Source organism: Mucilaginibacter tolerans, from assembly GCF_030519375.1.
Classification (GTDB): domain Bacteria; phylum Bacteroidota; class Bacteroidia; order Sphingobacteriales; family Sphingobacteriaceae; genus Mucilaginibacter.
In genome coordinates this window covers 33,939-58,416 of record NZ_JAUMKB010000023.1, presented here as the reverse complement: position 1 = coordinate 58,416, position 24,478 = coordinate 33,939, and the positions used below count along the sequence as shown (strand labels likewise).

Sequence of the window (24,478 nt, the reverse complement as noted above, 5' to 3'; positions counted from 1 at the left end):
TGTTACAATTCAAATAATTTGTTATTGTTTAAATGCTCTGATATTTAGAACTCCCGCCGATAACCCATCCGAACTAACTGTCAATTTGATATCGCCCGCGCGGTGAGTGCTTTTAATTACAACCAAGGCCTGTCCGTGCCATGCTTTATGCGTATTTCCTGTATATGGGTCAGTGTCTTTCATATCCGCATTTGCTACTCCTGCAATTGTTCCCGGTCCGTCAATGTTAAAATGCAGGCGGTTTGCGGCATTCGGTTGAAATATACCATCGTTGTCTGTTATCTCAATAGTTACATAAGACAAATCTTGCCCATCCGCTGCTATTTCTTGTCGATCAGCGCTTAGTTGGATTTTTGCCGCATCGCCGGAGGTTTTCAAAATAGTGGATTCCATTTCCTTATGATTATCCACCCCTACAGCTTTAAGCAAGCCGGGTGAATACGGCATTGAAAATTCAGCCTTATACTCTTGTTCAAGAGTTGTTGACTTTTCACCAATGAGCTTGTCGTTGAGATAAAGCCTGACGCTCGGATATTTTGAATAGATTTCTATCTGCATATTCTTACCTATGCTTGCCGGCCATGTCCAACTTTCCCATGTTGGCCACACCGCCCACCATGTTGTCTTAATTTCCGAAGAATCCGGTTTAGGTTCACGAACGGCCATATAAAGCTTTTCGGAGTCATTATACAGCAGGTTGCGATAATGGGAAATTGGTTTTCTCCATCCTATTAAATCAATATCACCGCAGTAGGCCCCATGCCATGGGAATAAATCATGTTCCCAGTGCTCTCCCGGCGTCTCACCTGAGTAGTACCAACGGCCTATGCCCGATTCTCCCAGATAATCTACAGCTGTCCAAACAAAATCTCCAATGATATAATTGTGGTTCTGTACCAATTTCCAATTGATAAAAGCATCCTTCGGATAGGACTCCGTTTGAACAATTATCCGCGAAGGAACCCTTTGATGATCCGAAGGGGCATTCCACAAATGATAATTATAACCGCCAATGTCATGCGCGGCCATCAGGGGATCAAGGGCAGCCCAATCTTTGCCGGCTTCCACAATAGCAGATGTAACGGGACGCGATGTATCTATATGCTTGACCGCACTCGCAAGCATTTTGGCAGTTTCAACGGCTTGTGGGCTCCCCCGCTCTACTATTTCATTGCCAATACTCCACATAATAATTGAAGGATGGTTACGATCGCGCAGTACCATTGCATCTAAATCGCGTTTCCACCAATGGTCGAAATACTGTGCATAATCATATTTCTTTTTCCCTTGTCTCCAGCAATCAAACGCTTCATCCATAACTAATAACCCTAATCTGTCGCAGGCATTTAAAAAAGCCTCCGATGGGGGGTTGTGGGAAGTTCTCACAGCGTTAAATCCCGCCTTTTTAAGTAACTCGACCTTACGTTCCTCCGCACGGTCAAAAGCAGCAGCGCCCAGGCATCCATTATCGTGGTGCATACACCCACCGCTGATCTTTATTTGTTTCCCATTAAGCTCGAACCCATTTTCAGCAGTAAATTTTATGAAACGCACCCCAAAATCGGTTTTAGTCTCGTCAATGACTTTTTTATTTTGGGATAGTTGTATTTGAGCCTGGTATAATCTGGGCGTTTCCGGCGTCCATAGCAGCGGATCTGCTATCGCTATGGTTTGTTCGATTTCCTTCTGGCTATTGGCAGCCACTTCGACGTTTATTTGACTATTCCCTGCATCTTTAGCATTCGCATCTCGTAACCGGGTACTAAGAACAATCCTTTGAGGTGAACCGGTTTCATTTTTTATCGATGTTTTGATTTGAACGGTTGCTTTTTTCGAAGTAACATCAGGGGTTGTGATTGCAACACCCCAGTCATCCACGTGCACAGCATCGGTAGCCATCATCCAAACATGGCGATAGATTCCGGAACCACTATACCAGCGGCTGTTCACTTGTTGCGAATTGTCTACCCTTACTGCTATTACATTCTCATTATTAAAATCTAAATAAGAGGAAAGATCATAACTAAACGACGTATAACCATAGGGATGAATTCCAAGCGATTTTCCATTGATAAAAACTTCAGAATTCATATAAACCCCTTCAAAATAAATGGAAACTTTTTTGTCTTTCCATTCATCCGGAGCCCTGAATGTCTTCCTGTACCAACCGATACCCGCAGGGAAGTACCCTCCTTCACCACCAGTTGGATTTTTAGAATTTATATCGCCTTCAATACTCCAGTCATGCGGCAAATCCAGGCTCCGCCAGCTGACGTGGTTAAACTTCTTTGATTTTGCTGCTGCTGGATCTCCAAGGTAAAATTTCCAGTTATAATCAAATAACTGTTTTCGTAAAGCGTTATCAGGATTTTGAGCCTGACATAAAATGTTACCCCCAAAAAGCAGGAAGGCCGTAACTATCGTTTTCAGGTGATATTTAATATTGTAAATATTATGGAGTTTCATAGTGGTCTGTAATTTTCAGCGCTACTTTAATAATTCAACTTTATAAACTTTTATAACAAGCCGCTTAAAGTCACATCAGGATCAATATGTTGATCTCCGGGTGCTAACTTTTTGTGATGATAATTCATTTCAGAGGTTATCGTAACCCACGTTAAAATTTGACAAGCTTAATTAAGAAAACATCATTCTCTCTTATAGGAAGAACCTTTGAAAAGGCGCCGGAGCTACTGATTGTTATATCCTCCTTCAAAATGGGAAGACCATCATTTTGTTTTTTGAGCAAGTCGACCTGAGGTTTGGTCAATTGATTTGGCTTATTAAAGGCAACATAGGTCATATAGGCATCATTTACTTTGTAACCAATCTTATAAACTTCCATTCGGTATCTGCCTTTGGGTATTCCCGATATTGCCAGTTTAACCTGGCCCTTTGATTTAGCAGGCAGGTCGCGGATATAATAAGACTGATTATTTATGGAATCGGGCAAGGTGTAGGTATAATCCCATAATAAGACCTGAACGTCTCCTCTATTATTTTTGCAGGCCCACGACGAACTGTCGCGATTGACTAATTCAGTTTCACCCAGTTTGTTTAAAAAGGAATAGGCAAAAAAAGCTGGCTTTTTTATCCCTTCAATGTTCATTAAACCAAATCCGCCATGGAAAGGCGTAAAACGTGGCCCGGACTCTTCAAAAATATCCGTAAACGTCCAGTATGACATCGAATTGGCCGCAGTTCCAACCTGTTTTAGTTTTTTAAGTATATACGCTGCTTCGTGATAGCTATCATGAAGGGGATCGGCAGGTGTATAAGACGAGCTCCATTCTGTATAATGCAGTTCTAGTCCGGGAATTGCCGAAGTTTGGATCTGCTTGCGTGAATTTAAAACGTCGCCACTAACGCTCCATTCGTTTTTATCAAGGACAGTTCCCGACGAGCCGTGTTCATCCAGAAATCCTTGTTTTACTCCGTAGGAATGTGTACTGATAAAATCGATAGGCACGGCATTTTCCTTACAAAAGGCAATCATTTCGGGCACCCATGCTGCACCGGCTGTCGCTGGACCACCCACTTTATATGCCTGATTTACGCTTTTAACTGCCTTTGCACTATATTGGTACAGTTTGAAATAGTCCGACTGGGAACCGGTCCAGAAACCATCTTTCAAATTCGGCTCATTCCAAACTTCAAAATACCAGGTTTTTACTTCATTGGCTCCATATCGCTCTGTAAAATGTTGTGTCAGGTTACGAATCAACCCTTCCCATTTTTCATAGTCTTTAGGCGGCGTAACATTGCCCCGCCACCAAAAAATTGTTTTATTCCCGCTGGCGAGCGCACCCGGCATAAAGCCTAATTCTACAAAAGGCTTCATTCCGATACTTATAATGTAGTCGTATAAAGCATCAACATATTGGTAATTATATTGCGGATTACCCTTACTGTCTTCGCTGTAAACCGCCATATCATCGGTAAGCAATCCGTGCATCCGGATATATTTAAAACCGCATTCTTTTCTTGCAATTGCTAACTGCTGCTGCCAGTCGGCCCGTAACCCTTCATTGGCACGACCTGCGCCAACGCACTCTTTAAATGAGGTATTCAAAAGTCCTTTTTCCTTGTTAAAATCAACATTGATTATCCTCCCTGGTTCAGTCGTTTTTTTTGGATGATTACTTTGAGCGAAAAGGTGAGTAAAAAGTAAACTACCTAAAATGATTGATAAAAATATTTTTTTCATAATTAGTTAAGTGTGTCAGTCTTGGTTGTTTGCTGGAAATCGAATCAATTAAATTATTCCCATTCCAGCTATAAGTGATGGTTTGAAGATGTAACGGTCGGTCCCAGATTCTCCAGTCATAAAAAGCAGAATAACTGCAAGCGTTTGCACCTGGCGGATTCTGGTCTGCAACAATAGCGTCTAGTTGGTCTGTATTTGCATTTCGTACAGGCACCTCAGCATTAATATAAAGAGTGAGTACCAACAAAAACAAAGTCAGCGTAACAGTCAAATTCCTCCTGTCGATCATCCTAAATTTTCCTACCATGCACATTATTAAATATTTAATAAACTTCTGTCTGTCTATCTGCTTATCTGAAAGGAAGCCACTTGCCTGATTGTTTTTGATGACGAAGCAGCCAATACTTTATATTGGCCGGGCTCAACTATCCATTTGTGTGATTTACTATCAAAATAGGCCAGATCTTTTACATCAATATTCATCGATACAGCCGCCGTTTCAGCCGGCGCTATCATAATCTTTTTAAATGCTTTTAGTTCTTTTTCCGGCCGTAAAACCACGGAATTTGTTTTGCTGATATAAAGTTGGATAACTTCTTTGCCAGCAAGCGTGCCTGAGTTCTTAACCTTTAATGACACCAATATTTTGTCACCCGGTTTATATGCCTTTTTGTTAGTAGCCAAACCTGTATAAGTAAAATTTGTATAAGACAGCCCATAACCAAAACAATACAGCGGATCGATATTTTTGGTATCATACCATCGATATCCAACCATTATGCCCTCTTTGTAATCAGCCGTCAGGTCTTTACCGGGATAGGTTTCTAAGGTAGAAGCAGGTGAATCTTTTAACGAAACAGGAAAAGTAAATGGCAGGCGACCTGAAGGGTTCACTGCGCCTTTTAAAACATCAGCAAGGGCGTCCCCGGCCTCAGATCCATTAAACCACGACCAAACAATAGTATGATTTGACTTTTTGATTTCCTTCAGATCGTAAGGAGCGCCTGCCATAATTACGATAACTGTATTAGGATTAACTGCGCTAACGGCGTTAACTAATGCCTGCTCTCCAAAAGGCAGATCCAGATTTTTACGGTCATGGCCTTCGCTTTCATACTCGCGGTTTGAGCCGATGCACAAAATAGCAACCTCTGTTGTTTTTGCAAGTGCCACGGCCTCGTCGATCAGTTTTTGGTCGGGCTGGTCATAGCCACGATTCTGCGCATCAGTATTACTGGCCAAATAATTAGCCCGATAACCCTGAGCAAAACTGATGCTGGCCGTTTTGCCAAATCTTGATTTGATACCTTCTAATGCTGTTATCTCGTGTTTCGCCTTTACACCGGCACCGTATCCTCCCAAAGCAAATGTACGGGTGGCATTATCACCGATGACTGCAATGCTTTTAATGTTGCCCTCTTTCAAAGGCAACAAATGAGCGTCATTTTTTAATAGGATTATAGATTCTGAGGCAATATCATATGCGGCTTTGGCATGTGCCGGTGTAGCAATAGAACCTTTAGGGTGATTTGCACTCATGGATGTTTGATACATCAGCCATAAAATCCTTCTTACCTTTTCATCAATTGTCTTTTCTGAAACCTGGCCCGATCTTACCGCTTCAAGTAGGGGTTTCGCAAAATACCACTGTTCATATGGCCCGCTTGATCCCATTTCAATATCCAGGCCGCTGTTTGCTGCAGCAACGGTATGGTGCGTTCCTGCCCAATCCGACATAACAGCCCCTTTAAAGCCCCACTCATTCTTCAATACTTTATTGAGCAAAAAATCATTTTCTGAGCACCAGTAACCATTCACTTTATTATAAGCTGACATTACTGTGTAAGCATTCCCCTGTTGTACCGCGGCCTTAAATGCGGGCAAATAGATTTCGCGCAGCGCTCTTTCATCAACTAAGGTATTTACGCTGTCGCGGTGAAGCTCCTGGTTATTAGCGGCAAAATGTTTTATACAGGCTGCCACATGCTGACTTTGAATCCCCCTTACCGATTGAATGGCCAATTGACTATTCAAATAAGGGTCCTCAGAATAATATTCATAAGTACGACCACAAAGCGGCATTCTACAAATATTGAACGCAGGTGCAAGCATCACAATCTTTTTCCGGGCATTAGCCTCCTCGCCTATAACCACTCCGTATTTATTTGCCAGTGCAGGGTTCCAGGTTGCGGCAATTGCCGAACCGTTTGGCAAAAAAGTTGCCGAATCGGTGGTCCAGTTCGCCGAAGCCCAGTCGAAGCGCTTTATTTCTTCGCGCACACCCAACGGTCCATCATCACATGTTAGCTCTGGGATACCTAAACGCGGCACACCTCCTGAGGAAAATAAAGCATTTCCATGAAGCATGTTAACTTTCTCTTCAAGGGTCATTTTTTTAACAATGCTGTTGATTTTAATCTGGAGCGCGGTTTCTTTTTTATTTTGTGCAAAAACGTTTACAGACAGAAAAAGCACAATTGCACAGGGTATTATATACTTCATGAATATTAATTTATTATATGTTTTAGTTTTTAGTATTACAAAAAAATCAACGTTATCCCGTTTACTTCGAATTGACCCACGCCTTACCTTCAGGCGTGAACCTCCATTTAAAATAGTTATCCAGAACCCTTAGTGACTTTTCGCCAGGCACTGGCCCTATATGAGGTGTCTGAGCAAAGTACATCACCACCGGAGTGTTATTGTTGAAAGCTGGCCACGGGGGAACACCTTCTCCATTAGGATCGCCGTATTTAGTAAAGTTGATCCAGTATGTTCCCATAGCCGCCGAAATCTCCAGATCAGATTTAGTAGTCTGAGCGTTCTTTGGATCAATATGCTGGAAAACATAGGAGACATCTTGCGCATGTGGTGAGCCGTGCCCGAAATCGGGTGAACTTTTAGGATAATCGGGGTGCTGATCAAAATAGTAATAATACACTTTAGATTTACCTGTTTCGGACTGAAGCCGCGCCCAGGTCCAGTTATGCCATCCGAAAGCAGCATCACGGGTTAAATCGCGCGCACTTTTAGGTATAGTGTTTTCTTCCAGCGGGTATGCATTGAGCAGACTTTCAGCAAACTTCCCATACCGGAGTTTAACGGCTTCGGTAAATTCATTTGGCGTTCTTCCTGGCAAAAAACTCAGTCCTTCGTCAGAGTTGTAGCCGATGAGAACAGGGACATCATTATACTTCGCTGCCTGGTACAATTTATATTGATCATCCGGAAGTACATACCCGTCAATTATTGGCCAGGCGCTGCCAATACCCCATCCCATCGGCAGCTTTTCAGCATCCATTTTTCTAAGTTCGGCAATGGAAGACGCACCAGCTTTTCGCACATATTCTTGCCCCTCATTCTCAGCTTGTTTAAGGGTTTTCATATTTTCTCCCGGGTACAGTTCCGGCCGTGTTGGCCCGAACGATCCGCCGCTTTGTGAAATCGCACCCCGGAAAAGTCCCTTTGCCAACGGCGAAGCACACAACATACTCACGGAAATCCCACCGGCCGACTCGCCAAAGATTGTTACTTTATCAGGGTCGCCCCCAAATGCGGCAATGTTACTTTGTATCCATTTGAGCCCGGCAATCTGGTCGAGCAAACCATAATTTCCTGAAACATGACCGGAGTTTTCGGCGCTTAGTTCCGGGTGTGCCAAAAATCCCAGTGGCCCAACTCTGTAAGCGATACTTACGAATACCACACCTTTTTTTGCAAGCTGTTCACCATCATACCATGGCTCGGCCGTTGATCCGGCGCTGAACCCGCCTCCATAAATCCAGACAAGCACGGGCAGGTGTTCATTAGTTGATTTTGCTGGTGTCCATACATTCAGGTACAGGCAGTCTTCGCTCTTTCCGGCAGCCGGGTTACCTCCCTGCATTGGCGAGTGGGCAAATCTTGTGGCCAGTCTCACGCTATCCCATTTTACCACTGGTTGTGGTGCACGCCAACGCAAGTCCCCAACCGGAGGGGCTGCAAAAGGGATCCCTCTGAAAATGGTTAAACCATTTTCAGTAGTTCCTCGTATCCATCCACCTTCAACTTTTACTTTTTGAGGTTGCCCAAGGACACAAGTACCGGAAGCTAAAAAAACTACTATAATCAAAAACACAATATTTATTGCTGTCTTTGCTTTCATCGAGTTGTGGTTTTAATCATTTTCAAATCTTTAACATCCAAACCATTATCGTAATAAACCTCATATTCGCCTGGAGTAAAACTTGTCCAAAGAGATTCAACGAAAACAGTCGAATAGTGCCAATTATTAAAAATCGCCTCATCGTATTATTGGGCTAATAATTCTGACATCAGGTACGCTACTACCTCAAAAAATTTGAGACAGTTAGAAAACGGTTTAAATAAGTCAAGAAAATAAATTAACCTGCAGGTTCAAATTGTTATAATTGGTCGATTACGATTCAAGACCGTATGTTTAAACACATCAGTATTGTACCATAATTCAGAAGGGTGAAACTATAATTACTTAACAAAAGAGCATAGCAAAATTGATTAAAAATATAGATCAAATGTTCAGCTGGTTGCCACTGGCTTTAAATTGACATGCTAACTATTGCCAATAAGGCCATTTTTTAGAATAAATTAAAGTTTTTGATTTAACATACAGCTTATTGAAAGCTAAGATCGCATAATGTTATTTTGATGGTTAACTAGAAACTTAAAATTCAGATTTAAACGATTTATCATTCAAAATAGAATTCGCATATGCGCAATTTATTTAGTAGGCTCAACTATTTTTTGTAATTGCAACTAGTACATATATTTATCCAACCAGTTAAACAATAAAACCAAATGCAGGTACATTTTTCAGTTCATTCAAAACCATATTTTAAACTTGTATTAAGCATTGTATTAGTGTTTTTCTTCCTGGCGGTAAGTGGTCAGGATAAGGAGAACAGCCAAACCTGGAAGGGTTTTGAAAAGACTGGATTTACAGTTGAAGACCATCAGGCGTATTACGTAAAACCCAGGCAGCCGTTACCCGGCAATGCTTGGGTCTGGCGGTCGTCATTCCCGGATTGGCATACCGATATGGATAGTATTTTACTTTCGAAGGGGCTTTATGTAGCTTATATAAATGTCGATGATCAGTATGGCAGCCCATCATCTTTACAGGTTTGGGATAAGTTTTATCATTACCTGACCAATAAAATGTCTTTTGCCCCAAAAGCAGCTCTCGAGGCCGTTAGCCGTGGTGCCTTATATGCTTATGGCTGGGCCAAAAGAAATCCTGATAAGGTTAGCTGTATTTATGCTGAAACACCTGTATGTGATATAAAAAGTTGGCCCGGAGGTAAAGGAATAGGAGCTGGTGATACGACTTTATGGAATCAACTTAAAAAAATCTATCATTTTACAGAAGCGAAGGCCATTGCTTATAATGATAATCCTATTGATAACCTGGAGGGACTGGCATCGTTCAAGGTGCCCGTTTTGCATGTTATTGGTTTAGATGATAAACTGGTTCCACCAGCAGAAAATACTTACCTTTTTGCACAACATTACATTGCTGCCGGGGGGCCTATGAGTGTTTACCCGGTAACAACGGGGCCACAGGAATTACAAGGGCATCACGTTCCAATAAATTGCCCGGGATATTTTGCTGCGTTTATATACGGCAACTCCTTCCCGGTGAACAGGCCCTTGCCATATAGTGACTATTATAAAGTTGGGAATAAGCTTAGTTCTTTTTATAACGCTGCTGCAAAAGGCGGAAAAGTCCAGGTGACATTTCTTGGCGGCTCAATCACCTACAATCCTGGCTGGCGCCAAAAGGTTTGCAGATACCTGCAAGAGCGTTTCCCAAATACAGATTTCCATTTTGTCGCAGCCGGCATCCCTTCATTAGGGAGTTTGCCTCATGCTTTCAGATTGCAGAGGGATGTGCTTGATTCAGGCAAAACCGACTTGCTTTTTGTTGAAGCAGCTGTGAATGACAGGGTGAACGGAACCGACAGCATTACACAGGTTCGTGCATTGGAAGGGATTATAAGGCATGCTAAAAAAAGTAATCCGGACATGGATATCGTGATGATGGCTTTTGCAGACCCCGGAAAAACAAATGATTATAACAATGGAATTATTCCGGTTGAAATAAAAAATCATCAACTGGTAGCACAACATTATAATCTTCCATTTATTGATCTTGCTAAAGAAGTGAGGGATAAAATTAAAAACAAAGAGTTTTCATGGAATGATGATTTTAAAGACCTGCATCCGGCCATTTTTGGTCAGGAACTATATTTTGAGACTATTAAAGACTTACTGGACGATTGTTTTGAAAGTCAAAACGACGCGGCAATCAATCATAAATTATCCTTACAAAAACCTCTGAATAAAGCAAATTTTGAAAGCGGGAGCTATTACAATATAAAGAATGCACAGTATACTACCGGCTGGGTATTTACCGAAAACTGGAAACCTGCGGATGGTCTTGCTACCCGCGATGGCTTTGTGAATGTCCCGGTTTTGAGTTCAGATAAGCCGGGAGCAGAATTATCACTTACTTTTAATGGCACTGCTGTAGGCATAGCTATAGTTTCGGGAGCAGATGCGGGGATTATTAACTATACCATTGACAATGGGCCGGTAAAAAGTATCGATCTCTACACGCAGTGGAGCAGCATGCTTCATTTACCCTGGTATCTTTTACTTGGCAGCGATCTAAAGCCTGGTAAGCACTTGTTAACGATCAGAATAAATGAGCAAAAGAATTCATCCAGTAAAGGTAATGCATGCCGGATCGTGAATTTTTTGGTTAACAAATAATTAAAACACTATAAATAATGTAGTAAGTGTCGCTATAGCTTCGAGGCTAACATCCTGGACGAGTCAAAGTGTTACATGTAACGGGTGTAACGATGACCCGCAATAGTTAAAAAAATTAACTCTATCCCAATGGACATCACGCCAATTTAAGTGTCACGGGCGCGGCTGTCGGCACTTGAACTGGCGTGGAAGAAGATTTTTTACCTCGCCGCCTCCTTATTATACTTACTCCTATATTCCAGCGGAGACATGCCGGTGATCTTGCGGAACAGCTCACGAAAGGCTTTCAGGTCTGAATAGCCTACTTCGTACATCACCTCGTTAATCGTTTTGCGGCTCACCTCGAGCTCCTTTTTTGCCGATTCGATCTTCACCCTCTGTGCATATTCCAAAGGTGTATTTCCTGTCGCTTTAATAAATCTTCTGTCGAAATTGCGTCTGCCGATAGCAAACCTGGATGATAACTCTTCAACTGACAGCCGCTCGCCCAACGAACTTTCAATATACTTTTGTGCATCCTCTACCATTTTATCGCCGTGAAGTTTCTGCCCTGTAAAAATAGTAAAGGCCGACTGGCTGTTCCGGTCCATTTCTATCTGCAAGGTTTTGGAGCAGTAAATGGCAGTCTCACGGTCGTAATATTTCTCTACCAGGTAAATCATCAGGTTCAGGAACGAAAAGGCACCGCCGTTGGTGTATATACCATTCTCGTCGGTGATCAGTTTATCGGTCATCAAATGCACTTTAGGGAACCGCTGTCTGAAAAGTTCCGCGTGCGCCCAATGGGTAGAGCAGCTTTTTCCGTCAAGCAAACCGGAGGAGGCCAGCAGGAAGGCCCCGGAGCAAATGCTTACTATACCCGCACCCATTTTATATTGTTTAGTGATCCAATCAATCAACACATCATCCCCGGGCATTGCATGCTGGAAATCAGGATTGGCGGATGGAATAATAACCAGGTCAGTTTTCGTTATGTCAGAAATATTCCGCTGCGGCTTAATGGTAAACATACCACCGTACATTTCCTCGGCAGCGATAGTCCCAGCCAGTTCAACAGTAAAGAGATCGGTTTTACCACTTCTCCTGCGATAAGCATTAGCGGCAATAAAGGTCTCGAAGGCTGCAGTTATACATGAAAGTGTGCTGTAGCCGCTGCGCTGCGCGGGATAAATGATTGTTGCATGTTTCATATCCTTATATTTCTTACGAAGATAGCTGGCTTACAGGTCTAAATCAACCCATTATAATGTCTATTTAACCACCCACTGATACGGAATATGGACAATAACTCTGGGTTATGAAAGGTGATGCTAACGAAAGAAGTGACAATTTACAATATCCTTGTTTAAACAGGAACAACCAACAAAAATACAAATAATTGAATATTAATTACTTTCCGATACAAAACTTCGAAAAAATATTATCCAGCAAATCATCTGTAGTGACTGTTCCCGTTATTTCGCCGAGATAGTGGAGTGCTTGTTTAATATCCATCGCCAGGAAATCAGATGTCACATGTGCGTCGATGCCGCCCAAAAGGCGGGCCAATGCTGATTCTGTTTTTTGCAAAGCTTCCAGATGGCGGACATTTGTCACCAGGGTTTCGTCTGCGCTTAATTGGTGTTTGACAGCTGAGGAGTATATCTTGTGTTTCAGTTCATCAATATGTCGCTTCTGTTTTGCTGAGATGATAATAGCGCTTTGGGTATGAGGTAACGACAGCAATTGTTCCTTATTCAGCAGATCAGCCTTATTGGCTACAACCAGCATAGTCACGCCTGGTTTTTGCAAATTTTCCAGGTCATTATTTAATTCTTCAATCGTAATTTCTGCCGCATCAAACATATAGATCAGTAATGCCGATTGACTGATCTTCTCCATGGTTCGCTGTACCCCTATCTGCTCAATAGTATCTGTGGCTTCACGTATCCCGGCGGTATCGATCAGTCTAAAGTTGATGCCATTAATATTCAGAACCTCCTCTATCGTATCGCGCGTTGTACCCGGAATATGGCTTACGATGGCTCTTTCTTCATTCAATAGTGCATTCAACAAAGTAGACTTCCCGGCATTTGGCCGGCCTGCAATTACTGTATTGACGCCATTTTTGATCACATTGCCCAACTCAAAGGATTGAATCAATTGACCAACAATTCTGTTGATATTATATATCAACTGCTTAAGCTGCTCGCGGTTAGCAAACTCCACATCCTCTTCAGAAAAATCCAGCTCTAATTCCACCAGCGAAGCAAAATTGACCAGTTGTTCACGGAGTGCCTGTAACTGATTACTAAAGCCACCACGTAACTGCTGTATAGCCACCTGTTGTGATGCTTTCGAGTTGGCAGCAATCAAATCGGCTACAGCTTCGGCTTGCGAAAGGTCGAGCTGACCGTTTAGAAAAGCCCTTAATGTAAACTCACCGGGTTTGGCAGAACGTGCGCCTTTTCTGATCAGGAGTTTGACAATCGACTCAATAACATAATTGGACCCATGACACGATATCTCCACCACATTTTCACGTGTATACGACCGTGGTGCAATAAATAATGAAACCAATACTTCGTCCAGCAACAGGTCGCCATCTGCAATCTGCCCGAAATGGATGGTATGCGATTCCTGTTTGGTCAGGTCTTTACCCTTAAACACGCTATTTGCAATCATAATAGCGTCCGGGCCCGACAAGCGTATTACGCCAATGGCACCTACTCCATTTGGGGTTGCAAGAGCAACTATGGTTTCTTCTTTAATATTTGTCATTAGTCATTGGTCATTTTTGGCCATGCCACATTAAGTGTGCAAAAATCGCTATTTACCGCCTGATTTTTATTCGGGAAGTGTAAAATATTAAACTGTAATTTTGGGATGTGGTAAATCCGATGCCATATGAGTTTGTGTTCGATTATTTGCCGGGCGACATAATCGTGAGGAAAATGTTCGGCATGCACTATATCTACTGGCGAAAAAAGATCATGATGATACTGCGCCGAAGGCTTAATGAGCCTGAATTTAACGGGATTTGGGTTGCGACCAACAAGAAACACCACGAGAGTCTGGAGAAAGATGTACCTGATCTGGGCCCCTTCTTTTGGGCGGGGACAGAGCAACGCGGTAATTGGCTATTGATCCAGGATGGAGTGGATGGATTTGAAGAAGCAGGAATTAAAGTATGTGAATTAATCGCACACAGCGACCCGCGCATCGGTAACCTGACAGAAAAAGCTCCGCTCTGAGCAATATTTATTTTACTTTCGCAGCATTATGGTAACTTTTTTTGAAGCTTCACTTGAAACGGTATCCGTTCATCATATTGGTAATCAAGCACAAAATGAAATGTATGCGCTTTCGGAGCATCCGCTCTCTTTTAAAGATGAGGTGATTCCACAATTGCTGATGCAGTATTTTCTACGACCGTTTGAAAAAGCGAATGAAGTTTACCACCTGATGCATAGCGGCGGTAATCTGGACCTGAACGAAGTTCACCATTATGTTACCGGCATTTTTGAAGACAACATTCAATTTCATGAACTAACCGGGCAAATTGCAAAGCATTTATATAATGCCTCTAATCATCCTAACATCAAACCCGGTGAGTTATATATAGCGCATTTTAAAAATGTTCAGATTGAAGGAAATTTACTGGAAGCCATTGGTATTTTTAAATCGGAAAATAAAGAAACATACCTGAAGGTTTATCCTGAAAAAGGTGGCTTCGGGATAGATTATGAAGAAAATGCCATTAATATCAACAAACTGGATAAGGGCGCGCTGATCTTCAACATCGAAAAAGAAAACGGCTTCAAAGTAGTTGTCGTCGACCATACCAACCGGGGCCAGGATACAGCCGCTTACTGGAAGGATAGCTTCCTGCAATTAAAAATCCGGAACGATAGTTTTAATCAAACCACTAACACCTTAGGCATTTATAAAAATTTCATCACCCAAAAACTGGATGATGAGTTTGAGATGAGCAAAGCTGATAAGATCGATCTGCTGAATAAGTCCATGAAATATTTTAAGGAAAAAGACACCTTTGATATGGATGAATTTACAGGTGAAGTTCTGGGTAACCCGCAGGCTATTGAATCATTCAAAAATTACAAAAACCAATACGAACAGGAATACGAAATGCCTATTGCCGATGTTTTTGAGATATCGGGCAACGCAGTGAAAAAACAGCAGAGAGTATATAAAAGCGTCTTAAAACTGGATAAAAACTTCCATATCTATATCCATGGCGACAGAGAACTGATAGAAAAGGGCTTTGACGATAGTAAATCGATGAATTACTATAAAGTTTACTTCCGGGAAGAACAATAGAAGATTACACAGATTTTATGGTAGATTCCACAGATTTATTAACTATTAGCTGATTTAGTTAACTATTGTGCACTAATCGCATAAAATCTATCACCTCCTCATTCACATCTTCTTTGTGCAGCATCCTGAAATGATGATTAAACTGCATATCTCCAGGCACTTGCGCAATTTTCTGAAAACAAAAGTTGTCTTCGTAACGTTCTCTTAACGGAAAAACAACATGAATGAAGTTTTTCCCTAATTGAGTAATATATGCTATTCTTTTATGTGAGTTGGCTACGCCGATCATGGTCTTTGCCGGATGCAAAGTTACCGGTCCGACTTTTTGGAACTCATTTACAAAATGATGAAAAAGTGTTAAGGTCTGCTCCGATTTTCCGTTTAAAAAACGCTGCAGGGCGCTATCGTCCTGGTTATAATAATCTTCCATACAAATTCGTTAATCAACAAGCAACAAAATATTTAATTAAAATTTTTTATAATTGCTTTTTATTTAAACCTTATTCTATGCGATTTCTTATCCTAAACACGATATTACTATTTTCAATCAGTGCGATTGCACAAAATAAAAAAATAAAAGATACGTCCGTCACGCTAACAGCTCAAGTTAGGGCTCAATTTATTAAAGAGTCAAAGAAAAACGGGAGATTAGATTTTTGGACTCCGATAAAAGGTCATGAACTTGACGGTGAAAGGATTGAACACGATTTTTATGTTTCCAAAGAAGATGCCGCTCTTATTAAATGGACCTATGAGCTAACAATCAAAGGAGTTAAAAATAAAGCCGATATTATTTCTTTATATGAAGAACTTAAGGGTCGCCAAACGAATAGTAATGAATTAAACTATATTGATTATGCATACCACAAGGCTCTTGAAAAACGCGCAAAATCCATAGCATACGACGAATAGAAGAACCACAACGTAAATTGCGATTGTCATACGAATCAGCCTAAAATTTCTCTTCAATACCCAGACCGAAGAGTGCAAAATCATACTTAACCGGATCGTTCGGGTCAAATTCACGCAGGCGCCCGGTTAGTTCAATAGCCGTTTGCCAGTCGGTTTGTTTGCGGTCGATTAGTTTCAGTTTCCGCGCAACTCTGTCCACATGCAGATCACATGGCATGATCAGGTCAGAAGGTTTGATTTTATTCCAGATGCCAAAATCAACTCCGCAATTATCCCTGCGAACCATCCAGCGTAAAAACATGTTTAATCGCTTGCAAGTTGATTTTTGTGATGGTGATGAGACATGCTTTTTAGTACGATGCGGATAATCGGGTAATGAGAAAAAATATTCTCTAAAATAATTCAAGCAATCTTCTACAGCATTTGCTCCGCTTGGGGGAATGAATGCATCTTCAAGTGACTCATAGCTCGAATAATGATGCCTGAAAAATGAGATGAAATAAAGCGTGTCTATATCATTAAAAGTACGGTGCTTAAAGTGAAGCAGCTTTTTCAGATCGGGTTCTTCGTGATTGATGATGAAATCATAAGGCGCGCCGTCCATCAAGTTGATGAGTTCCTTACATTTATTAATGATGGTAATACGCTGTCCCCAGGCTAAAGTGGCGGCCCAAAAGCCCATGATCTCGATATCTTGTTTGCTGGTAAACAAATGCGGAATAGAAACTGGGTCGTTTTTTATAAAATCCGGCCGGTTATATTGAGCTACTTTAGAATCGAGGAACGCTTTGAGATTTTCAATCATTACTGCTTCTGCCGCTGCTACTGCTACTTAAGAAAGAGCTTGTTTCAAATCGTCGATGAGGTCGTCAATATCCTCCACTCCCACACTGAGTCGCAACAAATTATCTACTACTCCGGCTTTCTCCCGTTCTTCCTTCGGAATAGAGGCATGCGTCATCGTTACCGGGTGATTGATCAGCGATTCTACCCCACCTAATGATTCGGCTAATGAAAATACTTTAAATGACGAGGCGATTCTGAATGTTTCCTTCAGGTCAGCGCCTTTAAGGGTGATCGATATCATTCCGCCAAAATCGCGCATTTGTTTTTTAGCAATATCATGATTAGGATGATCGGTAAAACCCGGCCAGTATATCTTATCCACCCGTGGATGGTTCTTCAAAAACTCAGCCACTTTGCGACCGTTCTCGCAATGAGCTTTCATACGCAAATGCAGGGTTTTGATACCACGCAGTACCAGGAAACTATCCATCGGTCCGGGCGTGGCTCCACATGCATTGTAGATGAACCAAAGCCTTTTGTACAGGTCTTCGTCGTTCAGCATCAAAGCCCCCATTACCACATCGCTATGTCCGCCGATGTATTTAGTTACCGAATGCATCACGATAGTGGCGCCCATATCGATTGGGTTTTGCAGGTATGGGGAGGCGAATGTATTGTCCACTACAAGTATTAAACCTTTTGTTTTAGCAATTGATGCTACTTTCTCAATATCAATCACTTGCATTGTTGGATTGGTAGGGGTTTCTATCCAAACCAGCTTTGTATTTTCGTTCACATAATCATTGATTATCTCCGGTTTAGAGAGATCGAGAAAATGAAATTTAACACCATAATTAGCAAAGATCTTAGTGAACATCCGGTACGAGCCGCCGTACAGATCGTTACCAGTAATTACTTCATCACCTGGTTTCAGCAACTTCATCACGGCATCAGTAGCACCCATACCACTTGAAAAAGCCAGGCCATATTTGGCATTCTCTAATGCTGCCAGGCAATCTTCCAAAGCCCTGCGTGTAGGGTTTGTGCCACGCGAATACTCATAACCTTTGTTATCTCCCGGCGCTTTTTGCCAGTAGGTGGAGGTCTGATAAATCGGCGTCATAATAGCCCCGGTAGTCGGGTCGGGCTCCTGCCCTGCATGTATGGCTTTAGTTGCGAATTTCATGAGTTAGTTGATTAAGTTGACTTAGTTAGATTAAGTTGATTAAGTTAATGAGTGTTGTTTAAACTTAATCAGCCACTCACTCAATCAACCTAATCAACTTAAATTTAATATGCCCGTGCAAATAATACCCTCTGTGTTGATGGCTTGCCTGTCAGGATACATTTACCGACTTCCTGCTTGTTGTTTAATGGGATACAACGTATAGTTGCTTTGGTTTCTTCTTTTATGCGCTGTTCAGTTTCGGCAGTGCCATCCCAGTGTGCTGATAAGAATCCGGGTTCTTCATCCAGCAAGCGTTTGAACTCTTCGTAATCATTTACCTCACGGGTATTCGCCGCTCTGAAGTTTAGCGCTTTCTGGTAGATGTTTTGCTGAATATCTTCCAGCAACTGTTCAATTTTGCCAGCCAATCCTTCCTGCGACACTGTTTCCTTGGTTTTGGTATCGCGGCGGGCCAGTTCAACCGTACCATTCTGCATATCACGGCTGCCAATAGCCACACGGAGAGGAACTCCTTTCAATTCATACTCCGCAAACTTGGCACCCGGGCGGTGTGTATCGCGATTATCGAATTTAACGCTGATATTTTTCGCTTTCAGCTCTTTGCTGAACTCTTTTACATACGCTGTTATATTTTCCAACTCTTCGTCGTGCTTGTAAATTGGCACTACCACAACTTGTATTGGTGCCAGTTTTGGAGGCAATACCAAACCGGCATCATCTGAATGTGACATGATCAGTGCACCAATTAACCGCGTAGAAACACCCCATGAAGTAGCCCAAACATAATCCAGTTTATTTTCTTTGCTGGTGAACTTCACATCAAACGCTTTGGCAAAATTTTGTCCCAGGAAGTGTGATGTACCCGCCTGTAAAGCCTTGCCATCCTGCATCAATGCTTCGATGCAATAAGTATCCAACGCGCCTGCAAAACGTTCATTAGGTGTTTTACGGCCTCTTACAACAGGCAATGCCAACCAGTTTTCAGCAAACTCGGCATAGACATCCAGCATCTGTTCGGTCTCTGCAATCGCTTCTTCGGCCGTAGCATGAGCAGTATGCCCCTCCTGCCATAAGAATTCACTTGTACGCAAGAACAAGCGCGTGCGCATCTCCCATCTAACCACGTTAGCCCATTGGTTTACCAAAATAGGCAAATCGCGATAAGACTGTATCCAGCCTTTGTAAGTATTCCAGATGATCGTTTCCGAAGTCGGGCGAACGATCAATTCTTCTTCCAGCTTTGCATCTTCATCAACCACAATATTGCCCTCTCCATCATTTTTCAGACGGTAGTGAGTTATCACAGCGCATTCCTTTGCAAAGCCTTCCACGTGGCTGGCTTCTTTGGAAAAGAATGATTTTGGGATAAATAAAGGGAAATAGGCGTTGACATGACCGGTATCTTTAAACATTTTGTCCAGTACAGCCTGCATTTTTTCCCAAATGGAATATCCATAGGGCTTAATGATCATACAGCCTCTCACAGGTGAATACTCGGCCATATCGGCTTTAATTACCAGGTCGTTATACCATTGCGAATAGTCTTCCTCTTTACTAATGATCCCTTTGCTCATATTATATTGTAATGTGAATTTGTATAAGCGCCAAATTTATAAATTTAAATGTTACCCAGGGCTGATTTTCGCTATACAAACCGATCGGCTTTAAATGCCCATATTTGTACACACTTTGAAAATGCTGCAGCCACATATCAATTATCAGTTTCATTCGACCGTATGGCGGTTGGAGATCGATTCTGTAACCGATATTTTATTTGCAGAAATAAGAGACGGTGATGGCAAAAGAGTTTCTTTTTCAGCAATAAGTCTTGAAAACGGCGAAATTTATTTTAACGACCTGCAAACCGAAGAAAGGTGGTTGATCAGTATCGAAACAGCGTATGATGGTGTATTGCTCCTGCATAATTATCAATCCGAAAGCGTGCCAGTACATAAAGGGATAATAGCAATTGATGGTAAAACAGGAAAAACAACGTGGAGTAATTACACACATGCATTTGATCATTTGTCGACAAGCGGCCCTGTGATTTATGACACTCGTCTTCAGCCACCTCAATTATTCATAGCTGATATTAAAACCGGCACTGTTGAAAGGCAATATCAGCCATCAATTGATACGGAGGTGGATAATCATATTCTTTTGCCGGAGATGACGTCTATTGAAGTTGCATCTTCATTATCGTTACAGTTAAATACTTTCGGTAATACTATGCATTACCTTGACCATAATAGTTTCAGAATTGTATCTTTGCACGCGTTTGCAGATGGGACACTGCAGCAGCTTTTGTATATATTGACAGCAGACAATAAGATCGTTTATCAAGATTTGTTGAATGACAATATACAAAAACTGCAACCTGAGTCGTTTCTACTGCGTAAGGGACAATTAATCTACCTTACTGGCAAATCAAGATTAAAAGTTTTAAACTTAGATACGTTTTAAAAATCGAAATGAACTTTAAACTATTATTAACCCTCCTCCTATCAACCTTTTCCATATCTGTTTTTGCACGACCATTAACCGACTCTGTAGGCGTAGAGAATCATAACGGGAAAAAGGTCATTCTGCATAAACTCGACCCAAAAGATAATTTTTACTCAATCGGCCGCCGCTACAATGTAAGCCCTAAGGCCATCATAAAATTTAACCCTGATGCAAAAATGTCGATCGGCAATATCATCAAAGTACCAACCGACAAGCCATTTGTGGAAGCAGCACCAGTAGTGGTAAAAAACAATCCGGTGCATCAAAATAAACCGGTTCAACAGCCCGCAGAGACTAAGCCTCAGCAACAACAGCCCGTACCACAACAACAAACCAAGCCGGCAAATACTACAACGGATAATTCCGCTCCTACCCAATATAAAGTATCAGCGGGTGAAACGTTGTATGCAATATCCAAACGTTTTAATACAACCGTTGAAGATATCGTTAATCTGAATGGGTTGAAATCAAACAACATAAGCCCCGGTCAGGTGCTGCTTGTAAAATCAAACACAGCCACGCCTTCTTCCGATCAAACGCAACCGACTACTCAAAACCAGCCTGTTGAAACTCAGCAAGCACAGCCTGTAGTTGCTACACGCGATTCAACTTCGCCCGACAGCAGTCATCATATCAACAATGCCAACAAGTTTGGTATTTATGAAAAGGATGAAAAAGGCGTGGCCACCTGGATGGATGACGACGGCCTTGATCCAAACAAGATGCTCGTATTGCACCGCACCGCTCCTATTGGTACGGTTATAAAAATCACTAATGTAATGACTAATCGTACTACATTTGCAAAAGTGGTGGGTCGCTTTACCGATAACGAGCAAACCAAAGATGTGATAATTGTGATGACCAAGAACGTCGCAACTGCATTGGGCGCTTTGGATAAACGTTTCCAGGTGAATTTGAGCTACGGCACATCCGATCCAAACAATTAATTTCTGAATTGTAAACAGGCATGGGTAACCAGGACTCGAATAATTCGAAGCCATTTATCATGGGTATAGCCGGAGGAAGCGGCTCAGGTAAAACCTTTTTTCTGAATCGTTTCCTGGATCATTTTACCAGCAACGAAGTCTGTTTGGTATCACAGGATGATTATTATTTCCGGGTTGGCCATACCATGACCAAAGAGGAAAATAAACTTTATAATTTCGATGTGCCTGAAACTATTGATCGTGAGCATTTCTACTCGGATATTACCAAACTCATCAATCGGGAGACGATATATAAAAAGGAATACACTTTTAATAACCCAGCTGCTGTTCCGAAAGTATTAGAGATAAAACCCGCCCCAATCATGATAGTAGAGGGTCTATTTATTTTCCATTTTAAAGAAATCGCCAATCTGCTTGATCTGAAAATATTTATCGAAGCAGATGAAGATGTAGCGCTGGCGCGTCGTTTAAAACGCGATTTGGAAGAACGCGGCTATTCGAACGACGATGTAATGTACAAATGGGAAAATCACGTAGTTCCGGCTTATAAAGAGTTCCTGCTCCCTTATAAAAATGTTTGCGAGCAAGTGATTGTAAACAATACCCATATTGCTGATGATATTATCCAGGTAACAGAGCAAATCTCAAAAGAGCTGAGGGAAAAAGTGCTTTAGCAATTTCAAGAGTATCCAATACGAAGATTAAAGGTTTAGGTTAAACAATACCGAATAAAATTTGGTTATTAATCTTATCTTTATGTTTATTTCCCTTTGCTTATGACCAACCGATTTGACCGTAATCTCCGGATAGGCTATGGTTTCTCCCTGCTGATCGTCCTTACGATTGGCCTTGTATCCTTTTTAACTCTCCAAAGATTGTTAAAGAGCAATCAGGCTGTGTCACATAGCGGACAGGTTATGCAGAAGCTTGAACAAGTACTCTCGGTGATGAAAGACGCCGAGACGGGCCAGCGGGGTTATCTGCTCACTGGTCGCGCCAATTTTCTGGAACCTTATAATGGCGCATATAATGAGGCCCTTAACCTTACCGGGGAATTAACAACACTAACGGCTGATAATCCACAGCAGCAAACTAATATGGCGTCAATACGCATCATACTACGCCAGCGCATGGACATTTTGCAGCAACTCATTGGTAAAAAACAACGTGGGCAGGCTATATCACTTCAAGACCTGGATGCTGGCAAATCAGCAATGGATACGTTACGACACGCTGTCGCAAAAGCAGAGGCAGGTGAACAACTACTCCTTGACGCGCGAGCCGAAAAACTTAACAGCTATACCAACATTGTTCCAGGCTTTATTATCTTGGCGGCATTAGTCTCATTAGCTGTTACGGTATATTCTTACCGGAAAGTGATACGCGATGTCCGCGAAAAGGAACACCTGCGTGCAGAGCTGGAGCTTCGGGAACAGGAAACAGCGGCATTAAACGAAGAGCTTACAGCAGCTAACGAAGAAATTACTACTTCCAACGAAGAACTCACATCCATTAACGAAGAGGTTACTGAAGCCCGTGAGGAACTCCAAAGTCTCAATGAATCACTTGAAAAAAGGGTCGATGAACGGACTCAAGCGCTTGCAACCAGCGAGGAGGAGACCCAGGTATTAAATGAAGAACTTACCGCCACTAATGAAGAACTTGCTGCTGCTAACGAGGAACTCCAAACAACCAACGAAGAACTGGCTGATAGCGAGCGACGCCTGCAAAAATTGCTGCAGGAAGCAATACTCGCCGAGGAACGAAGTGCCAAATTAGCTGCCATTGTAGAATCATCTGATGACGCTATCATCGGCAAAACCCTTGACGGTATTGTTACCAGTTGGAACCAGGGTGCCGAGCGGACTTTCGGTTATACAGAACGGGAAATGGTTGGAGAATCGATCTTAAAGCTTATCCCGAAAGACCGCTACCATGAAGAAACAGTAATTTTATCCCATTTAAAAAAGGGTGAGCGTATTGATCATTATGAAACTATACGCTGCAAAAAGGATGGTACCCCCATTCAAGTATCATTAACCATTTCGCCTATTCGTAACAAAGCCGGCGAGATCGTCGGCATTTCCAAGATTGCCCGCGACATTACCGAACAGAAACGAGACGAACAGCGCAAAAACGATTTTATCGGGATGGCCAGTCATGAACTCAAAACTCCGTTAACCTCATTGACCGCACTGATCCAGGTGCTCCAGCAAAAGGTGCAGGAAAATGGCGACGGCTTTATGAGCAGTGCACTTGCCCGGGCAAACTCACAAACCAAGAGAATGGCCGGTCTGATCAACGGTTTTCTTAATGTATCCCGGCTGGAATCAGGTAAATTACTGATCGAGCAGCACCCTTTTGAACTGAATGCACTGATCAGCGAAATGATTGAGGAAATGCGTCTCAGCGTTAACACCCACACATTTGTATTCGAGCCTGTAGGTGAACTTGTCGTAGACGCCGATCGGGAAAAGATCGGCTCCGTTTTGTCCAACCTGCTTTCCAACGCGGTTAAATATTCGCCAAAAGGCAAAATCGTGACTGTTAAGTGTACTGTTGAAACTGAAATGGTGACAATTAGTGTACACGATGAAGGGATAGGTATCAATCCACATGATATGAAACGATTGTTTGATCGCTTTTATCGTGTCCAAAGCGAGCACACCCGGCATATTTCAGGGTTTGGCGTCGGGCTTTACCTAAGCGCCGAGATCATCGAACGCCATGGAGGCCACATCTGGGCCGAAAGCGAGAGGGATAAAGGTTCTACTTTTTACTTTACGCTACCAATGGCCGAACCTGCGTGAAGGTCCATGT

At 42.2% G+C, this 24,478-nt stretch carries 19 protein-coding genes; 8 read left to right on the top strand and 11 right to left on the bottom strand.

From position 1 onward, the window contains the following. Nucleotides 1–21: 21 nt before the first annotated feature. From Q3A68_RS21555 to Q3A68_RS21535, 5 genes are all read right to left on the bottom strand, one after another. Nucleotides 22–2,466, bottom strand: a complete 2,445-nt coding sequence (locus Q3A68_RS21555) for a glycoside hydrolase family 2 TIM barrel-domain containing protein (protein WP_302903212.1) — start codon at nt 2,464–2,466, stop codon at nt 22–24. A 151-nt stretch (nt 2,467–2,617) separates the two neighbouring features. Further along, complete coding sequence (locus Q3A68_RS21550; protein WP_302903211.1) at nt 2,618–4,207, bottom strand: GH39 family glycosyl hydrolase; 1,590 nt, start codon at nt 4,205–4,207, stop codon at nt 2,618–2,620. After that, nucleotides 4,173–4,514, bottom strand: a complete 342-nt coding sequence (locus Q3A68_RS21545) for a hypothetical protein (protein ID WP_302903210.1) — start codon at nt 4,512–4,514, stop codon at nt 4,173–4,175. The genes Q3A68_RS21550 and Q3A68_RS21545 overlap by 35 nt, the downstream gene beginning before the upstream one ends. Nucleotides 4,515–4,549: 35 nt before the next feature. After that, nucleotides 4,550–6,709, bottom strand: coding sequence for a glycoside hydrolase family 3 C-terminal domain-containing protein (locus Q3A68_RS21540; RefSeq protein WP_302903209.1), 2,160 nt, complete (start codon nt 6,707–6,709; stop codon nt 4,550–4,552). Nucleotides 6,710–6,770: 61 nt separating this feature from the next. Then, a complete protein-coding gene (locus Q3A68_RS21535) occupies nt 6,771–8,351 on the bottom strand; it encodes a carboxylesterase/lipase family protein (protein WP_302903208.1) in 1,581 nt (526 codons plus the stop codon). A gap of 671 nt (nt 8,352–9,022) precedes the next feature. Here Q3A68_RS21535 and Q3A68_RS21530 point away from each other — a divergent pair. Beyond that, a complete protein-coding gene (locus Q3A68_RS21530) occupies nt 9,023–10,999 on the top strand; it encodes an SGNH/GDSL hydrolase family protein (protein WP_302903207.1) in 1,977 nt (658 codons plus the stop codon). A 200-nt stretch (nt 11,000–11,199) separates the two neighbouring features. Here Q3A68_RS21530 and Q3A68_RS21525 read toward each other — a convergent pair whose 3' ends face one another. Both Q3A68_RS21525 and mnmE read right to left on the bottom strand, forming a co-directional pair. Further along, nucleotides 11,200–12,189: a GlxA family transcriptional regulator gene (locus Q3A68_RS21525; protein ID WP_302903206.1), complete on the bottom strand. Its 990-nt coding sequence runs from the start codon at nt 12,187–12,189 to the stop codon at nt 11,200–11,202. Nucleotides 12,190–12,388: 199 nt separating this feature from the next. Then, nucleotides 12,389–13,759 (bottom strand): tRNA uridine-5-carboxymethylaminomethyl(34) synthesis GTPase MnmE, encoded by a 1,371-nt coding sequence (gene mnmE, locus Q3A68_RS21520; RefSeq protein WP_302903205.1) that lies wholly within the window; start codon nt 13,757–13,759, stop codon nt 12,389–12,391. Between the two features lie 107 nt (nt 13,760–13,866). Here mnmE and Q3A68_RS21515 point away from each other — a divergent pair, with 107 nt between their 5' ends. Further along, nucleotides 13,867–14,232, top strand: coding sequence for a hypothetical protein (locus Q3A68_RS21515; RefSeq protein WP_302903204.1), 366 nt, complete (start codon nt 13,867–13,869; stop codon nt 14,230–14,232). Nucleotides 14,233–14,260: 28 nt separating this feature from the next. Next, nucleotides 14,261–15,319: a nucleoid-associated protein gene (locus tag Q3A68_RS21510; protein ID WP_302903203.1), complete on the top strand. Its 1,059-nt coding sequence runs from the start codon at nt 14,261–14,263 to the stop codon at nt 15,317–15,319. Nucleotides 15,320–15,377: 58 nt separating this feature from the next. Here the strand turns inward: Q3A68_RS21510 and Q3A68_RS21505 are convergent, their stop codons facing one another. Then, on the bottom strand, nt 15,378–15,749 hold the full coding sequence (locus Q3A68_RS21505; RefSeq protein WP_302903202.1) for a DUF5655 domain-containing protein: 372 nt from the start codon (nt 15,747–15,749) through the stop codon (nt 15,378–15,380). 77 nt (nt 15,750–15,826) lie between these two features. Here Q3A68_RS21505 and Q3A68_RS21500 point away from each other — a divergent pair, with 77 nt between their 5' ends. After that, complete coding sequence (locus Q3A68_RS21500; RefSeq protein ID WP_302903201.1) at nt 15,827–16,231, top strand: hypothetical protein; 405 nt, start codon at nt 15,827–15,829, stop codon at nt 16,229–16,231. A 40-nt stretch (nt 16,232–16,271) separates the two neighbouring features. Here the strand turns inward: Q3A68_RS21500 and Q3A68_RS21495 are convergent, their stop codons facing one another. The 3 genes from Q3A68_RS21495 to proS form a co-directional block, all read right to left on the bottom strand. Continuing rightward, complete coding sequence (locus Q3A68_RS21495) at nt 16,272–17,036, bottom strand: TIGR02757 family protein (RefSeq protein ID WP_302903200.1); 765 nt, start codon at nt 17,034–17,036, stop codon at nt 16,272–16,274. 27 nt (nt 17,037–17,063) lie between these two features. Beyond that, nucleotides 17,064–18,203 (bottom strand): cystathionine gamma-synthase, encoded by a 1,140-nt coding sequence (locus tag Q3A68_RS21490; RefSeq protein WP_302903199.1) that lies wholly within the window; start codon nt 18,201–18,203, stop codon nt 17,064–17,066. A gap of 104 nt (nt 18,204–18,307) precedes the next feature. Then, nucleotides 18,308–19,780 (bottom strand): proline--tRNA ligase, encoded by a 1,473-nt coding sequence (gene proS / locus Q3A68_RS21485; protein ID WP_302903198.1) that lies wholly within the window; start codon nt 19,778–19,780, stop codon nt 18,308–18,310. 94 nt (nt 19,781–19,874) lie between these two features. Between proS and Q3A68_RS21480 the strand changes: the two genes are divergently transcribed. The 4 genes from Q3A68_RS21480 (at nt 19,875) to Q3A68_RS21465 (ending at nt 24,468) form a co-directional block, all read left to right on the top strand. After that, complete coding sequence (locus Q3A68_RS21480) at nt 19,875–20,669, top strand: DUF4905 domain-containing protein (RefSeq protein WP_302903197.1); 795 nt, start codon at nt 19,875–19,877, stop codon at nt 20,667–20,669. 8 nt (nt 20,670–20,677) lie between these two features. Beyond that, nucleotides 20,678–21,658, top strand: a complete 981-nt coding sequence (locus Q3A68_RS21475; RefSeq protein WP_302903196.1) for a LysM peptidoglycan-binding domain-containing protein — start codon at nt 20,678–20,680, stop codon at nt 21,656–21,658. Between the two features lie 20 nt (nt 21,659–21,678). Further along, nucleotides 21,679–22,332, top strand: coding sequence for a uridine kinase family protein (locus Q3A68_RS21470; protein WP_302903195.1), 654 nt, complete (start codon nt 21,679–21,681; stop codon nt 22,330–22,332). 102 nt (nt 22,333–22,434) lie between these two features. Next, a complete protein-coding gene (locus Q3A68_RS21465) occupies nt 22,435–24,468 on the top strand; it encodes a CHASE3 domain-containing protein (protein ID WP_302903194.1) in 2,034 nt (677 codons plus the stop codon). Nucleotides 24,469–24,478: the final 10 nt, after the last annotated feature.

Excerpts from the sequence above, each read along its gene's own strand:
- Q3A68_RS21555 (WP_302903212.1), bottom strand. The coding sequence starts at position 2,466 with ATGAAACTCCATAATATTTACAATATTAAATATCACCTGAAAACGATA.
- Q3A68_RS21470 (WP_302903195.1), top strand. The coding sequence starts at position 21,679 with ATGGGTAACCAGGACTCGAATAATTCGAAGCCATTTATCATGGGTATA.
- Q3A68_RS21540 (WP_302903209.1), bottom strand. The coding sequence starts at position 6,709 with ATGAAGTATATAATACCCTGTGCAATTGTGCTTTTTCTGTCTGTAAAC.
- Q3A68_RS21535 (WP_302903208.1), bottom strand. The coding sequence starts at position 8,351 with ATGAAAGCAAAGACAGCAATAAATATTGTGTTTTTGATTATAGTAGTT.
- Q3A68_RS21505 (WP_302903202.1), bottom strand. The coding sequence starts at position 15,749 with ATGGAAGATTATTATAACCAGGACGATAGCGCCCTGCAGCGTTTTTTA.
- Q3A68_RS21495 (WP_302903200.1), bottom strand. The coding sequence starts at position 17,036 with ATGATTGAAAATCTCAAAGCGTTCCTCGATTCTAAAGTAGCTCAATAT.
- proS (WP_302903198.1), bottom strand. The coding sequence starts at position 19,780 with ATGAGCAAAGGGATCATTAGTAAAGAGGAAGACTATTCGCAATGGTAT.
- Q3A68_RS21475 (WP_302903196.1), top strand. The coding sequence starts at position 20,678 with ATGAACTTTAAACTATTATTAACCCTCCTCCTATCAACCTTTTCCATA.
- Q3A68_RS21545 (WP_302903210.1), bottom strand. The coding sequence starts at position 4,514 with ATGGTAGGAAAATTTAGGATGATCGACAGGAGGAATTTGACTGTTACG.
- Q3A68_RS21550 (WP_302903211.1), bottom strand. The coding sequence starts at position 4,207 with ATGAAAAAAATATTTTTATCAATCATTTTAGGTAGTTTACTTTTTACT.
- Q3A68_RS21480 (WP_302903197.1), top strand. The coding sequence starts at position 19,875 with ATGCCCATATTTGTACACACTTTGAAAATGCTGCAGCCACATATCAAT.
- Q3A68_RS21500 (WP_302903201.1), top strand. The coding sequence starts at position 15,827 with ATGCGATTTCTTATCCTAAACACGATATTACTATTTTCAATCAGTGCG.
- Q3A68_RS21510 (WP_302903203.1), top strand. The coding sequence starts at position 14,261 with ATGGTAACTTTTTTTGAAGCTTCACTTGAAACGGTATCCGTTCATCAT.
- Q3A68_RS21530 (WP_302903207.1), top strand. The coding sequence starts at position 9,023 with ATGCAGGTACATTTTTCAGTTCATTCAAAACCATATTTTAAACTTGTA.
- Q3A68_RS21525 (WP_302903206.1), bottom strand. The coding sequence starts at position 12,189 with ATGAAACATGCAACAATCATTTATCCCGCGCAGCGCAGCGGCTACAGC.
- Q3A68_RS21465 (WP_302903194.1), top strand. The coding sequence starts at position 22,435 with ATGACCAACCGATTTGACCGTAATCTCCGGATAGGCTATGGTTTCTCC.
- mnmE (WP_302903205.1), bottom strand. The coding sequence starts at position 13,759 with ATGACAAATATTAAAGAAGAAACCATAGTTGCTCTTGCAACCCCAAAT.
- Q3A68_RS21490 (WP_302903199.1), bottom strand. The coding sequence starts at position 18,203 with ATGAAATTCGCAACTAAAGCCATACATGCAGGGCAGGAGCCCGACCCG.